The organism is Nocardioides marmoribigeumensis (genome assembly GCF_031458325.1).
GTDB classification, from domain to species: domain Bacteria; phylum Actinomycetota; class Actinomycetes; order Propionibacteriales; family Nocardioidaceae; genus Marmoricola_A; species Marmoricola_A marmoribigeumensis.
In genome coordinates, this window is record NZ_JAVDYG010000001.1 from 3,258,297 (window position 1) to 3,272,392 (window position 14,096).

At 73.1% G+C, this 14,096-nt stretch carries 13 protein-coding genes; 8 read left to right on the top strand and 5 right to left on the bottom strand.

From position 1 onward, the window contains the following. Positions 1 to 7: 7 nt before the first annotated feature. From J2S63_RS15535 to J2S63_RS15560, 6 genes are read left to right on the top strand one after another with little or no spacing between them, the layout of a single operon-like run. Positions 8 to 1,408 (top strand): WS/DGAT/MGAT family O-acyltransferase, encoded by a 1,401-nt coding sequence (locus J2S63_RS15535; RefSeq protein ID WP_310304039.1) that lies wholly within the window; start codon positions 8 to 10, stop codon positions 1,406 to 1,408. Positions 1,409 to 1,417: 9 nt separating this feature from the next. Next, positions 1,418 to 1,984 carry a protein-L-isoaspartate O-methyltransferase family protein gene (locus J2S63_RS15540; protein ID WP_310304041.1) on the top strand — a complete coding sequence of 189 codons (567 nt, stop codon included), beginning with the start codon at positions 1,418 to 1,420 and terminating at the stop codon, positions 1,982 to 1,984. Between the two features lie 22 nt (positions 1,985 to 2,006). Beyond that, the gene (locus J2S63_RS15545; RefSeq protein ID WP_310304042.1) at positions 2,007 to 4,199 is read left to right on the top strand and encodes a sensor histidine kinase; all 2,193 of its coding nucleotides are present in this window, start codon (positions 2,007 to 2,009) and stop codon (positions 4,197 to 4,199) included. Continuing rightward, positions 4,165 to 4,722, top strand: coding sequence for a pyruvoyl-dependent arginine decarboxylase (locus J2S63_RS15550; protein ID WP_310304044.1), 558 nt, complete (start codon positions 4,165 to 4,167; stop codon positions 4,720 to 4,722). Before J2S63_RS15545 ends, J2S63_RS15550 begins: the two co-directional genes overlap by 35 nt. After that, on the top strand, positions 4,719 to 5,360 hold the full coding sequence (locus J2S63_RS15555; RefSeq protein ID WP_310304047.1) for a hypothetical protein: 642 nt from the start codon (positions 4,719 to 4,721) through the stop codon (positions 5,358 to 5,360). Before J2S63_RS15550 ends, J2S63_RS15555 begins: the two co-directional genes overlap by 4 nt. 35 nt (positions 5,361 to 5,395) lie before the next feature. Next, entirely contained in the window at positions 5,396 to 5,782 is a 387-nt protein-coding gene (locus tag J2S63_RS15560) for a response regulator (protein WP_310304049.1), read from the top strand. 21 nt (positions 5,783 to 5,803) lie between these two features. Here J2S63_RS15560 and icmF read toward each other — a convergent pair whose 3' ends face one another. The 4 genes from icmF to J2S63_RS15580 form a co-directional block, all read right to left on the bottom strand. Then, positions 5,804 to 9,046, bottom strand: coding sequence for a fused isobutyryl-CoA mutase/GTPase IcmF (icmF, locus tag J2S63_RS15565; RefSeq protein ID WP_310306717.1), 3,243 nt, complete (start codon positions 9,044 to 9,046; stop codon positions 5,804 to 5,806). 69 nt (positions 9,047 to 9,115) lie between these two features. After that, positions 9,116 to 10,642, bottom strand: coding sequence for a GAF domain-containing sensor histidine kinase (locus J2S63_RS15570; protein WP_310304051.1), 1,527 nt, complete (start codon positions 10,640 to 10,642; stop codon positions 9,116 to 9,118). 28 nt (positions 10,643 to 10,670) lie between these two features. Then, on the bottom strand, positions 10,671 to 11,138 hold the full coding sequence (locus J2S63_RS15575) for a pyridoxamine 5'-phosphate oxidase family protein (RefSeq protein ID WP_310304053.1): 468 nt from the start codon (positions 11,136 to 11,138) through the stop codon (positions 10,671 to 10,673). A 314-nt stretch (positions 11,139 to 11,452) separates the two neighbouring features. Continuing rightward, the gene (locus tag J2S63_RS15580; RefSeq protein ID WP_310304055.1) at positions 11,453 to 11,803 is read right to left on the bottom strand and encodes a hypothetical protein; all 351 of its coding nucleotides are present in this window, start codon (positions 11,801 to 11,803) and stop codon (positions 11,453 to 11,455) included. 54 nt (positions 11,804 to 11,857) lie between these two features. Here J2S63_RS15580 and J2S63_RS15585 point away from each other — a divergent pair, with 54 nt between their 5' ends. Both J2S63_RS15585 and J2S63_RS15590 read left to right on the top strand, forming a co-directional pair. After that, on the top strand, positions 11,858 to 12,322 hold the full coding sequence (locus tag J2S63_RS15585; RefSeq protein ID WP_310304057.1) for a Zn-ribbon domain-containing OB-fold protein: 465 nt from the start codon (positions 11,858 to 11,860) through the stop codon (positions 12,320 to 12,322). Next, positions 12,319 to 13,515, top strand: a complete 1,197-nt coding sequence (locus J2S63_RS15590; protein ID WP_310304059.1) for a lipid-transfer protein — start codon at positions 12,319 to 12,321, stop codon at positions 13,513 to 13,515. The genes J2S63_RS15585 and J2S63_RS15590 overlap by 4 nt, the downstream gene beginning before the upstream one ends. Here J2S63_RS15590 and J2S63_RS15595 read toward each other — a convergent pair. Further along, positions 13,485 to 14,039 (bottom strand): Abi-alpha family protein, encoded by a 555-nt coding sequence (locus J2S63_RS15595; protein ID WP_310304061.1) that lies wholly within the window; start codon positions 14,037 to 14,039, stop codon positions 13,485 to 13,487. The two genes, J2S63_RS15590 and J2S63_RS15595, sit on opposite strands and share 31 nt — an antisense overlap. Between the last annotated feature and the right edge of the window lie 57 nt (positions 14,040 to 14,096).

Sequence of the window (14,096 nt, forward strand, 5' to 3'; positions counted from 1 at the left end):
AGGACCCATGGAGCGGATGAGCGGGCTCGACGCGAGCTTCCTCTACGTCGAGTCGCCGACCCAGCTGATGACGATCGGGGTCGTCGCCCTGGTCGACCCGGGGTCGTTCGACCGGGCCGAGGGCGGCTACTCCTTCGAGCGGATGCGCGACCGGCTCGCCGAGCGGGTCGCGGAGATCCCGGTCCTGCTCCGCAAGCCGCGGCCCGTGCCGCTGGGCCTCGACCACCCGTTGTGGGTGGTCGACGAGGACTTCGACCTCGACCGGCACGTGCACCGGCTGGCCGTCCCGAGCCCTGCCGGGCTCGAGGAGGTCAGCGACATCGTCGGCCACATGTCCGGCATCCCGATGCCCCACGACCGTCCCCTGTGGGAGATGTGGTTCATCGAGGGGATGGCCGACGGGCGGGTGGCGATCTTCGCCAAGCTCCACCACTCGATGGTCGACGGCGTGGCCAGCGCCGACGTGATCGGCCAGCTCTGCGGCCTGGCGCCGACCGACGAGCAGGCCGCTCGCGAGGCGAGGGCCGAGCGGCAACCGACCGCCGCCGAGCTGCTCGGCCGGGGGCTGCTCAAGTCGCTGGCCCGGCCGGTCGGCATCGTCCGGCTGCTGCCCCACACGGTCACCGGCATCAGCCGCACGGTCCGCCGCGCCGCGTCGGGCACCACGATGGCCGCACCCTTCCGCGCTCCGCGGCTGCCGTTCAACGGCGCGGTGACCGGCCATCGCACGGTGGCGCTGGCCGACCTGTCGCTGGAGGAGATGAAGGAGGTCCGCGCGCTCACCGGCGCGACCGTCAACGACGTGCTGCTCACGGTGTGCGGGGGCGCGCTGCGGCGCTACCTCGCCGAGCGTGACCTGCTCCCCGAGCAGACCCTGGTCGCCAACATCCCGGTCTCGGTGCGGGCGACCTCCGAACGCGCGACCGGCAGCAACAAGGTGAGCATCCTGTTCGTGCGGCTCGGCAGCCACGTCGAGGACCACCTCGAGCGGCTGATGACCGTGCACAAGGACACCCGCTCGGCCAAGGAGCACTCGACCGCGCTCGGGCCCGACACGCTGCACGACTGGGCCGAGGTGGGGTCCAGCCCGCTGGTCGGCGTGGTGATGCGGTCCTACAGCAACCTGCGGCTGGCCGACCGGCACCGCGTGGTCCACAACCTGACCATCTCCAACATCCCCGGCCCACCTGGCCCGCTGACCTTCCTCGGCGGCCGGCTCGACGCCGTCTACCCGCTCGGGCCCGTGATGGACGGGGCCGGGCTCAACCTCACCGCGATGTCGCTCGACGGGACGCTCCACGTCGGCCTGCACGGCTGCCGGGAGCAGATCCCCGACGTGTGGTCCCTGGCCGGCCACGTCGGTCCCGTGATGGCCGAGCTGCTCGCGCAGGTCCGCAGCCGTGCTTGACTCGGAGGCATGGGCCTGACCGACCCGGTCGAGGCTGCCTTCGCGGCCGTGCCGCGCGCGGACTTCCTGCCGCGGGCGCAGCGCTCCCACGCGTCGTACGACGGCCCGCTGGCGATCGGCCACGGGCAGACCTGCTCCCAGCCGAGCACGGTGGAGGCGATGCTGCGGCTGCTCGACGTCCACGCGGGTCACCGCGTCCTCGACGTGGGCAGCGGCTCGGGCTGGACGACGGCCCTGCTCGCCCACCTCGTCGGACCGACCGGACGGGTCGAGGGCGTCGAGGTCGTGCCCGAGCTGGCCCACACCGCGGCGGTCCGCCTCGCGCGCACGGGGATGACGTGGGCAACCGTGCACGGCGCCGTCCCGCACGTGCTCGGTCTGCCCGACCTCGCGCCGTACGACCGGGTGCTGGTCTCGGCCGATGGAGGCCGGATGCCGGCGGACCTGGTCGACCAGCTCGCCGTGCCGGGTCGGCTGGTGGCGCCCGTCGCCGGCCGGATGCTCGTGGTCGACCGCACCGAGGAGGACCTGGTCACCCAGGCCCACGGGCACTACCGGTTCGTGCCGCTGGTGTGACGGCGGGTCTTTGGTCGTCCAGGTGCCAGGCACCAAGTCCCACTGCTACGTTGCCGAGGTCATGGCCGTGATCCCCGCCGCCGGGCGCCGGACGCCCCACACAACGGCTCACCTCCTGGTCGCAGGGGCGGTGACGGTCGTCGCACTGGTGCTGCTCAGCCCCCTGTCCCTGTCGGTCCGGTCCGCGACCACCGGCATCGCACTGGTGGTGCTCGCGGTCGCCCTGGCCCACGGCACGTGGCGCAACGCCCGGGCCTGCACGGGCACCCGCCGGCTGGCCTGGCGGCTGTTCACCGCGGCCGCCGCCTCGGCGATCATCGGCAACGGCTGGGCCGCCGCGGTGGGGGCCGACCCGGTGTCCTCGCCCAGCGTCGTCTCGGACTGCTGGATCGCGCTGGGGCTCGCGCTCTCGGTGGGCGGCCTCCTTGCGCTGCGCGCGTCCGGCGTCCGCAGCGCGGAGAAGGCGCTGCTGGTGCTCGACGGCCTGGTCGCGGGCAGCGCGGTCCTGCTCATCACGACCATCGCGGTCTACTCGCAGGTGCTGGACTCGCTCAGCGGGCCGTGGCTGCACCAGGTGATGACGCTGACCTTCCCGTTCCTCGACGTCGTGATGGTGACCGTCGCTGCGCTGCTGCTCACCGAGAATCGCACCCAGCCGGTCCTGCTGGGCCTCATCGGCGGCGGGTTCGCGCTCTACGCCATCGGCGACCTGGCGTTCGCCGCCCGCACCGCAGCCGGCTCCTCCTCGTTCGGCACCCCCTGGGACCTGGCCTGGATCGCGGGCTACGGGATGTTCCTGGTCGCGGTCTGGCGTCCCGACGCCACGGTGACCCCGCCGGTCACGCAGACGGTGCGCACCCCCGTACGCCGGACCGTGCTGGTCTTCGGCCTGCTCGCCGGGGCCCTCGCCGTGGAGGTGACGACGTCCGGCCCCGGGCTGGACGTGGTGCGCCAGCCGCTGTGGGTCCTCCTCGCCGCGGCCGTCGGGGCGAGGCAGACGCTGCTCACCGCCGACAACGCCGGCCTCCGCGCGGGGCTCGAGCGACGGGTGCAGGAGCAGACCGCCGACCTGCGCCGCATGGCCCGCCAGACCGAGGCCCTGGTCACCTCCGTCGCCGACGGCATCTACGGCGTGGGCCACGACGGGCTGGTCTCCTTCGTCAACCCGGCCGCCGCCGCGACGCTGGGCTACTCCGTGGAGGACCTGTTGGGCAGGGACCCGCACGACACCTTCCACGCCCCGCAGGCGGACGGCACGCCCTACCCCAAGGAGACGTGCTACGTCGCCCAGGCGATGCAGGACAACGCGACGGTCTCGGCGGAGGCCGACCGCTACCTCCGCGCCGACGGCACGGTGATCCCGGTCGAGGTGACCGCGAGTCCGCTGCGCGACGAGGCCGGGGTGCGCGGCGCGGTGGTGGCCTTCCGCGACACGACCGAGCGGCACGAGGTCGAGCGCATGAAGCACGAGTTCCTCTCGGTGGTCAGCCACGAGCTGAGGACCCCGCTCACCTCGATCAGGGGGTCCCTGGGGCTGCTCAGCGGCGGCGGCATCCTCGAGCTCAACCCGGCGGCCGAGCGCATGCTCACCATCGCGGTCGACGGCACCGAGCGGCTGGGGCGCCTGATCAACGACATCCTCGACATCGAGCGGATCGAGTCCGGACGGCTGTCGATGGAGCTCTCGTCGTACGCCGCGGCCGAGCTGGTGCAGCGCTGCCTGGACGAGCTGGCCGGGCTGACCGCCTCGAGCGGCGTCGTGGTGCGAGCCGCGCAGGTCGGCGGCTGGGTCCTCGCCGACGCCGACCGGGTCGTGCAGTGCCTGGCCAACCTGGTGGGCAACGCGGTGAAGTTCTCCCCTGCCGGCGCCGAGGTGGAGGTCTCCGCGGGCCCCGACCCGGCGGACCCGTCGCGGGTCCTGTTCGCGGTGGCCGACCACGGCCGCGGGATCCCCGAGGACAAGCTCGAGACCGTCTTCCAGCCCTTCGAGCAGGTGGACAGCTCCGACTCCCGGGACCACGGCGGCACCGGCCTCGGCCTGGCGATCACCCGCCAGATCGTGGAGGCCCACGGCGGGCGCGTCTGGGCCACCAGCGTGCTCGGCGTCGGCACCACGATGCGCTTCACCCTCACCCGGACCACACCTCGCCCCCACCCCCCCACCCCCACTGGAGAACCGCATGATCGGACGACAAGCCCTCGCTCCCGAGCGTGACCCCCTGCTGCGACGCGCGTCCAGCCCGCTGCCGATCGGCCTCCGGTCCGCGGCGGGGCACGGTCGCACGCTGCTCTCGGCCTTCGACGCGGCCCTGCTGGGCGCCGGGGTCGCCAACTACAACCTGGTCCGCCTGTCGTCGGTGATCCCGCAGCAGGCCGTGATCCGGCACGAGCCCGGCCCGGTGCCAGGTGAGCACGGCGACCGGCTCTACTGCGTCTACGCCGCGGCGTACGCCGAGCACCCCGGCGAGTCCGCCTGGGCAGGCATCGGCTGGGTGCGCGACGAGACCGGCCGCGGCCTGTTCGTCGAGCACGAGACCGCCAGCGAGGAGTCGCTGCTCGAGCAGCTCCACCTCAGCCTCGAGGACATGAACCGCAGCCGTGGCGGCCACTACGGTCCGGTGGAGACGCTGGTGACCTCCGCCCACTACGAGGACCGGCCCGCGTGCGCCCTCGTCCTCGCCAGCTATGCCGTCGCGTCGTGGGACGAGCCCGGCGCCTCGACGAGGAGCGCCTCATGACCGACCCCAGGACCACCGTCCCGCCGACGACCCCGGCCCAGCGCCAGGGGAGCACGCGCATCACCGTCGAGCCCGTCATCGAGGCCGAGGACATCGAGCGCTTCTACGGGCTCTACCTCGACGCGTTCGGCCCGCTGCGCACGATGGCGGTCGCCCGCCACGTCCTGCACGAGGAGGAGTTCCTCGACGAGATGGTCAACCCCCTGATCGACAAGTACGTCGCGTGGGGGGCGGACGGGCAGGCCATCGCCCTGGCCACGGTGACCCGGCACCTCAGCACGGTGCCGTGGATCAGCCCGGAGTACTTCGCCCACCACTACCCCGAGCAGACCGAGCGCGGTGCGGTGTTCTACCTCGGCTTCATCCTCGCCGCGCCGGGCCGGCAGCGGCAGCGGATGTTCAGCGAGATCTCCCGCGCCGTCATCTCCCGCGTGGCGGCAGCGCGCGGGGTCTGCGGCTGGGACGTCTGCGGCTTCAACGACCAGGTGGTGGGGCTGAGCCGCGTGGTCGAGGCGGTGTCGCAGGACATCTCCCCGGTGCAGGTCGAGGTGCTCGACACCCAGACCTACTACTGCGGCGTCCCCGAGGCCAGCCGCAATCTGACCAAACTGCCACGAATGCGACAGGACGAGGCCTAGCCTGGGGGCGTCACGTGTCCAGTGGGGAGCCTCAGATGACCAGTCGCATGGTGCTCGTCGTCGACGACGACGACTCCGTGCGCGAGATCACCCAGCTCAGCCTGGAGGCGGTCGCCGGCTGGCAGGTCCGCGCCGCGGGCAGCGGCTCGCGCGCGCTCGAGATGCTGCGCGAGCGGCGGCCCGAGGTGGTCCTGCTCGACGTGATGATGCCCGGCATGGACGGGCCCACGACGTTCCGAGCCATGCAGGCCGACCCCGAGCTCCGCGACGTGCCGGTCGTCCTGCTCACCGCCAAGGTGCGGATGGGGAGCGTCCAGCCCTGGGACGACCTCGGCGTCGCCGGGGTCATCGCCAAGCCGTTCGACCCGATGTCGCTGGCCCACGAGGTCTCGGCCCTGGTCGGGTGGGACGCGGCCGGCTGAGCGGCGGCCCCGTCACCCCACCTAGACGTTGCGGCGGTACTGCCCGCCGACCTCGAAGAACGCCTCGGTCACCTGGCCCAGCGAGCACACCCTCGCAGCGTCCATGAGGGCGGCGAAGACGTTGTCGCCCGAGGTCGCGGCGTCCTTGAGGCGCGCGAGCGCCGCCTCGGCCTCGGGGCGGTGCGCCTCCTGGAAGCCCTGCACGCGGCGCAGCTGGGACTCCTTCTCGTCCTCGGTGGCGCGGGCGAGCTCGAGCTCCTGGGGCTGGGCGTCGGCCGCGGACTCCTTGACGAAGGTGTTGACCCCGACGATCGGCAGCGAGCCGTCGTGCTTGCGGTGCTCGTAGAGCATGGACTCGTCCTGGATGCGGCCGCGCTGGTAGCCGGTCTCCATCGCGCCGAGCACGCCGCCGCGCTCGTTGATCGCGTCGAACTCGCGCAGCACGGCCGCCTCGACGAGGTCGGTGAGCTCGTCGATCACGAACGACCCCTGGAGCGGGTTCTCGTTCATCGCCAGGCCCCACTCGCGGTTGATGATCAGCTGGATCGCCAGCGCGCGCCGCACGGACTCGGTGGTCGGGGTGGTGACCGCCTCGTCGTAGGCGTTGGTGTGCAGCGAGTTGGCGTTGTCGTAGATCGCGATCAGCGCCTGCAAGGTCGTGCGGATGTCGTTGAAGTCCATCTCCTGCGCGTGCAGCGAGCGGCCCGAGGTCTGGACGTGGTACTTCAGCTTCTGCGAGCGCTCGTTGGCGCCGTACTTGTCGCGCATCGTGATCGCCCAGATCCGGCGGGCGACGCGGCCCAGGACGGAGTACTCCGGGTCCATGCCGTTGGAGAAGAAGAACGACAGGTTGGGCGCGAAGTCGTCGATGTGCATGCCGCGCGCGAGGTAGGCCTCGACGTAGGTGAAGCCGTTGGCGAGGGTGAACGCGAGCTGGCTGATCGGGTTGGCCCCGGCCTCGGCGATGTGGTAGCCGGAGATCGACACGGAGTAGAAGTTGCGCACCCCGTGCTGGATGAACCACTCCTGGATGTCGGCCATCATCCGCAGCGAGAACTCCGTGGAGAACAGGCAGGTGTTCTGCCCCTGGTCCTCCTTGAGGATGTCGGCCTGCACGGTGCCGCGGACGGTGGCCAGGCCCTCGGCGGCGAGCGCGGCGCGCTCGTCGGCGGTGGGCTCGCGGCCCTCGAGCTCGCGGAACTTCTCGACCTGCTGGTCGGCGACGGTGTTGAGGAAGAAGGCCAGGATCGTCGGCGCCGGGCCGTTGATCGTCATCGAGACGCTCGTCGTCGGCGCGACCAGGTCGAAGCCGTCGTAGAGCTCGCGCATGTCGTCGAGCGTGGCGATCGAGACGCCCGAGGTGCCGACCTTGCCGTAGATGTCGGGGCGCAGGTCGGGGTCGCGACCGTAGAGCGTCACGGAGTCGAACGCGGTCGAGAGCCGGGTGGCGGGCTGGCCCTCGGAGAGCAGCTTGAACCGGCGGTTGGTGCGGAACGCGTCGCCCTCGCCGGCGAACATGCGCGCGGGGTCCTCGTTGTCGCGCTTGAAGGGGAACACCCCGGCGGTGAAGGGGAAGTAGCCCGGGAGGTTCTCGCGGCGCAGGAACGACACCAGCTCGCCGTGGTCGCGGTAGCGCGGCAGTGAGACCCGCGGGATCTTGTTGCCCGACAGGGACTCGCGGGTCAGCCGGGTGTGGATCTCGCGGTCCCGCACGACGACGACCTGCTCGTCGCCGGAGTAGGACTCCACGACCTCGGCCCACCCGTCCAGCTGGCGGCGTACGGCGGACGGGAGCGCCTCGCGCGCCTCCTCCGCCAGGGGACGTGCCTCGGACACCTCCTCGGCCACCAGCGCCAGCCGCTGCGCGCGGGCAGCCGCCTGCGCCAGCCGCTCGGTCTCGGCGTGGTAGGCGCGCACGGTGTCGGTGATCTCGGAGAGGTAGCGCACCCGCTCCGGCGGCACGACCTGCTGGATGCGCGTGGAGAACCGCGTCTCCACGACCGGCAGCGTGCCCTCCGCGACGCCGAGCCCCTTGGTGGCGAGGAGGTCGCGCAGGTGCTGGTAGAGCGCGGTGACGCCGTCGTCGTTGAACGTCGCCGCGGACGTGCCGAAGACCGGCATGTCGGCCGGCTGCTTGCCGAAGGCCCCCTGGTTGCGGACCAGCTGGCGGCCGACGTCGCGCAGCGCGTCCTTGGCCCCGCGACGCTCGAACTTGTTGATCGCCACCGCGTCGGCGAAGTCGAGCATGTCGATCTTCTCCAGCTGGGAGGCCGCGCCGAACTCCGGCGTCATGACGTAGAGCGAGACGTCGACGTGCGGCACGATCGCGGCGTCGCCCTGGCCGATGCCGGGGGTCTCGACCACGACCAGGTCGTGGCCGGCCTTGAGGATCGCGATGACGTCGTCGAGGCACTCCGGCACCTCGTGGGCGCCGCGGGTGGCCAGGGAGCGGAAGAAGACGCGGTCGCCGTCCAGCGAGTTCATCCGGATGCGGTCGCCCAGCAGGGCGCCGCCGCCCTTGCGCCGGGTCGGGTCGATCGCGACGACGGCGACCCGCAGCTTGTCCTGCTGGTCCACCCGCAGCCGGCGGACCAGCTCGTCGGTCAGCGAGGACTTGCCGGACCCGCCGGTGCCGGTGATGCCGAGCACGGGGGCCTCGCGACCCCCGGACGCCTCGCGCACCCGGGTCAGGAACGCCTCGTCGAGCGACCCGCTCTGGGCGCCGCTCAGCGCGCGGGCCGTCGCGACCCGGTCGCCGGCCAGGACCGCCTCGACGTCGGCGGTGCCGACCTGCCAGACGTCGGTGTCGCACTCCTCGACGATCGTGTTGACCATCCGCACCAGCCCGAGACGCTGGCCGTCCTCGGGGGAGAAGATCTTCACCCCGTGCTCGGCCAGCCGCGCGATCTCGGCCGGCACGATGACGCCGCCCCCGCCGCCGTACACCCGGACGTGGCCGAGGCCGCGCTCGCGCAGGGAGTCGACGAGGTACTCGAAGTACTCCACGTGACCGCCCTGGTAGGACGAGACCGCCACCGCCTGGGCGTCCTCCTCGACCACCGCGTCGACGACCTCGCTCACCGCGCGGTTGTGGCCGAGGTGGATCACCTCGGCGCCCTGGCTCTGCAGGATCCGCCGCATGATGTTGATCGAGGCGTCGTGCCCGTCGAACAGGCTCGAGGCCGTCACCACCCGCACGGGGTGGGTCGGGACGTGCAGCTGGGGAGGGGTGGGGGAGTCGGCCACGGAGGCACCTCGGGTCATCACGAAGAAATAGTTGGACATCCTACTATCTCGCAGGATACCCGCCCCGGCGGGATCGGGCGAGACAGGTCAGGTCCGCGGCAGCTGGGCGACGAGCGTGGCGCCGCACGGGTCGCCGTCCCACAGGTCGAGCGTGCCGCCGCTGACCGCGATGCGGCGCCGCAGCGAGGCCAGGCCGGTCTCGACGACCCCCTGGGACAGCCCGCGGCCGTCGTCGGAGACGCGCACCCGGACCAGGTCGTCGGTGATCTGCAGGTCGACCCGGGCCGAGGTCGCCCGGGCGTGCCGGGCGATGTTGGACAGCGCCTGGTCGAGCACCTCGCAGAGGCGGTCCTGGGCGTCGGCGGCCAGCGGGTGGTCCACGGGCCCGGAGGTGTGGACCGTCGGGGTGAAGCCCAGGCTCGGCGCGTGCCGGGCCACCAGGTCGCGCAGCGTCACCCGCAGCGACTGCCGCGGCTGCTCGCGGAGGTCGAAGATCGTGCTCCGGATGGCCCGGATCGTCTGGTCGAGGTCGTGGGCGGTCAGGTCCAGGCGCTCCCTCAGCTCGGGGTCCGAGGCCAGCGCCCGGCTCTTCTGCAGGTGCAGGCCGGTGGCGAAGATCCGCTGGATGACCACGTCGTGCAGCTCGCGGGCGATGCGGTCGCGGTCGGAGACCACCGCCATGGCGGCGCGGTCCTGCAGCGCCTGCACGCGGTCCATGGCGAGCCCGGCCTGCTCGGCGTAGGCGCCCAGCAGGTCGGCCTCGTGGGAGTCCGGCACGGCGGAGGCCGGGTAGACCAGCACCAGGATGCTCGGCGCCGAGAGGTGCTCGCCGAGCGGCGCCAGCAGCGCGTGCTGGTCGTGGTCGAGCTCCACCTCGCCGGGCTCCTGGGTCTCGGCCACCGCGCGCACGGCCGCGTCGAGCAGCTCGGTCGACCCTCGGTCGAGCGTCGGCGTCGCGCCGCTCATCGCGGCGGGGAAGGGGGCGCCCGGCGAGGGGACGCTGATGATCAGCGCGCTCGTGGTGCCCGAGGCCTGCAGCGCGCCGGTGGCGATCATCGTCAGCGCGTCGTCGACGATCAGCGGTGGCTGGAGGTCGGCGGCCAGCTGGCTGCTCTGGTTGAGCCACACCCGGCGGCGCTCGGCGAGGGCGTCGGCCTGCGCGATCTCGAGGAGGTACGCCGCGACGCCGGCCAGGGCGCCCAGGGTGCCGGCGAGCTCGGTGCCGAAGTCGTCGCGGCGACGGTCGTCGCCGAGGAGGAGCATCCCCAGCGGGCGGCCGTGGGAGCGGATCGGCACGCCGATCAGCGTCGCCGCCCCGGGGTGGCCCGGGACGAGGAACGCCGAGCCGTGCACGTCGTCGTACACCAGCGGCTCCGTCGAGCGCGCGACCTCGCCGAGCACCCCGGTGCCGAGGGGGAGGCGGCCCAGGCCGGCGGCCTGCTCGTCGGTGAGCCCGTGGTGGAGCACCGTGCCGACGGCGCCGGAGCGGTCGAGCACGACCAGCGCCCCGTGCCGCACCCCACCGAGCGCGCACGCGGCGGCCAGCAGCCGCTCCAGGCACTGGGCCCGGGTCGCGCCGGACGTCACCGAGGCGATCGCCTCGGTGAGGGTCATCGAGCGCCCCGCCCGGTCCTCGGGGTGCTCAGGTCCGGGCGTGCGCATCGACGTCGGTTCCCAGTGACTCCAGCGCCGCACGGGTCGCTGCGGGAGCGAGGTCGCCGATCGCCCGCCCGCTGAGGCGGTCGGTGCGCAGGCGGAGGTAGAGGTTGCGCGTGCCGCCGGCCCACGGCGCGTCCGGGGCGGCGTCGCGGATGGCGCGGATCGTGCGCGGGTCGCTCTCGATGGTGGCCCGACCCCTCGCCACGACGCTCCAGCCGTGGCGCGTGGCCGGGTCCCAGCCGTCGATCTCCAGCGCCACGACGGCGTCGCGGGCGTGGGTGCCGAGCACGCTGTAGGAGGAGGTCCGGACCACGACGGTGTCGTCGAAGACGCTGTAGTTGACCGGGACGATGTGGGGGCCGTCCGGGGTGCTGACCGCCACGCGTCCGAGGGAGCCGGCTCGGAGGAGGGCCAGGCAGTCGGACGGGGTCAGGTCGCGGGACTCGCTCATCGTGCACCGACTCCCTTCCGGAACGCTGTCGTCACACAAGTATTGGCGCCTCGTCGTGCGGGTCCCAGCGTCCGATGGTCCCGCGCGGGACCCGTCTTCGACGGGCCTGTGGTCACGTTTCCCCGGCGCCGCACGGCCATGCCTGGACGACGTACGGCGGGCCGACGCCCCGCGCGACCCGTGACGTCCGTCCCGAACCGGGGCGAACCCGGGTCCACCCCCCGGTCACTCGGTGCCGCACCGGGACGGATCGACCGGTGGCGCGGCCCGCGGCGCGCGGCGAGAAGGCGACGAAGGTCCCGGCTCCTCCGGGCTCAGTCGGCCGCCGGCGCCGGCCTGGAGACGAGCCGTCGCGCCATCCGCACGCCCGGCAGGCCCTCCAGCTGGGCCACCGTCGCGTTGAGCTGGGCGATGCTGCCGTTCATCAGGCCCAGCGCGGGAGCAGTGGCCTCGAGGACCGGCATCGCCTGCTCGATCTGCACGGTCACCTGTTCCATCAGCTCGACCGCGCGACGGATGTCGGCGAACCCGGTGCGCAGCTCGAGCAGCAGCCCGTCCTCGATCGCGTCGGCGACCACGAGCAGGAGCCGTTGCACGGCCCGGGTGGTCACCCACACCTCGCCCAGGACGAGTGCGGTCTGGTCGCGCAGGGGCACGAGGTCCACCCTGTGCCATGATTGAAACACGTTCCAGTTTTCCCGTCTCTGAGAGGAACCGTCGTGGCCACACCCGTCGTCGAGGGCTGGTTCACCACTGGGTCGGACGGGGAGCAGCCGAGTCTGCTCGGCGGCCGTTGTACCACCTGCGGGACCGTCACCTTCCCCGCGCCCACGGCCGGCGCCGCGTGGTGCCCCGACCCGGCGTGCCCCGGTGCGGAGTTCGAGCAGGTCCCGCTCTCGCGGCGCGGGACGGTCTGGTCCTACACCGACGCGCGCTACCAGCCCCCACCGCCGTACCTCCCTCCGAGCGACGGCGAGCACGTCCCGTTCGCCCTGGCCGCGGTCGAGCTCGCCGAGGGCATCGTCGTCCTCGGCCAGGTCGCCGAGGGCTGGGGCGTCGACGACCTCCGCGTCGGCAGCGAGGTCGAGCTGGTCGTCGAGCCGCTCTACACCGACGAGTCCGGCGAGCGCCTGGTCTGGCGCTGGAAGCCCGTGACCGAGCTGGGCGAGGAGGCCGACCAGTGAGCGTGGGTCGAGACGTCGCGGTGCTGGGCGTGGGCATGCACCCGTGGGGCAAGTGGGGCCGGCCCTTCCACGAGTACGGCGTCGTGGCCGCCCGCGCGGCCCTCGCCGACGCGGGGGTCGAGTGGCCGCAGGTCGACCTGGTCGTGGGTGGGGAGACCGTCCGCAACGGCTACGCCGGCTACGTCGCCGGCTCGACCTTCGCTCGCGCCCTCGGCTGGAACGGCGCGCGCGTCGCGACGTCGTACGCCGCGTGCGCGACCGGCGCGCAGGCGATCGACACCGCGCGGGCCCGGATCCTGGCCGGCCTGAGCGACGTGGCGCTGGTCGTCGGCGCCGACACCACGCCCAAGGGGTTCCTGGCGCCCAACGCGGGGGAGCGGTGGGACGACCCCGACTGGCTGCGCTTCCGGCTGCTCGGCATGACCAACCCGATGTACTTCGCCCTCTACGCCCGACGCCGCATGGACCTCTACGGCGCGACCGCGGAGGACTTCGCCCAGGTCAAGGTCAAGAACGCCAAGGCGGGGCTGGAGAACCCCCACGCACGCTTCCGCAAGGAGGTGTCGGTCGCCGACGTGCTGGCCTCACCGGTGGTGAGCGACCCGCTGCACCTGCTCGACATCTGCGCGACCTCCGACGGCGCGGCCGCGGTGGTGCTGACCAGCCTGGAGTTCGCCCGCTCGCGCGGGCTGACCGACCCGGTGCGGGTCAGGGCGGTCTCGACGGTGACGCCGACCTATCCCCAGACGGTCATCGACATGCCGTTGTTCAGCACCGACAGCGCCGCCGCGGCCGAGCCGGGCGCGCGCACGTTCAAGCAGTCGATCGGCGACGCGGCCTACGAGGAGGCCGGCATCGGGCCCGAGGACGTCGACGTCGCGGAGGTCTACGACCTGTCCACGGCGCTCGAGCTCGACTGGATCGAGGACCTCGGACTGTGCGGCGAGGGCGAGGCGGAGCAGCTGCTGCGCGCGGGGGACACCGCGCTCGGCGGCCGGCTCCCGGTCAATCCCTCCGGCGGCCTGGCCTGCTTCGGCGAGGCCGTCCCGGCCCAGGCGCTGGCGCAGGTCTGCGAGCTGACCTGGCAGCTGCGCGGCCAGGCGACCGGCCGTCAGGTCGAGGGGGCCCGGGTGGGGGTCACCGCCAACCAGGGCCTGTTCGGTCACGGCTCGTCGGTGCTGCTCTCCACCTGAGCGAGCAGGTCGACGCTCGAGGCGTCGGCGACCAGCTGGGCGCCGAGCGGGGACAGCGAGAGCGCCTGGCGCACCACGCGCGGGGTGCTGCCGTCGACGTTGGCGCGGGCCAGCGCGCGCAGCACCAGCGGGTCGGCCAGCAGCGCCTGGAAGTAGTCGCCGAGCTCGTCGTCCACCACGCCGTCGAGCCGCACCAGGCCCAGCCACAGCAGGTGGCCGACGTACGTCGGGGTGAGGTCGGGCAGCGCGACCTGGGCCAGGCGCCCGATCCGGGAGGCGTTCTCCAGCACGGGCTCACCGGCGCCGCCGGTGTGGGGACGGGCCCAGATCTGCACCACGGGGACGCGGCCCAGCCTCGAGAGGCGGTCGAGGACGAGGGCCTCGTCGGGCACGAGGGCGTCCACGGCGCGCTGGAGTGCGGCCTGCTCGGCGGCGGCCGGGTCCTGCCGGCGCGCGAGGTCGAGGAGGGCCCGCAGCCCTTCCCCTGGCGTCCGACGTGGTGGTGCCATCCCGGAGGTGGTCACCCCTGACCTCCCACACGGCGAACCTAGGCCGCACGACGCTGCGCCGCAGGTGAATCG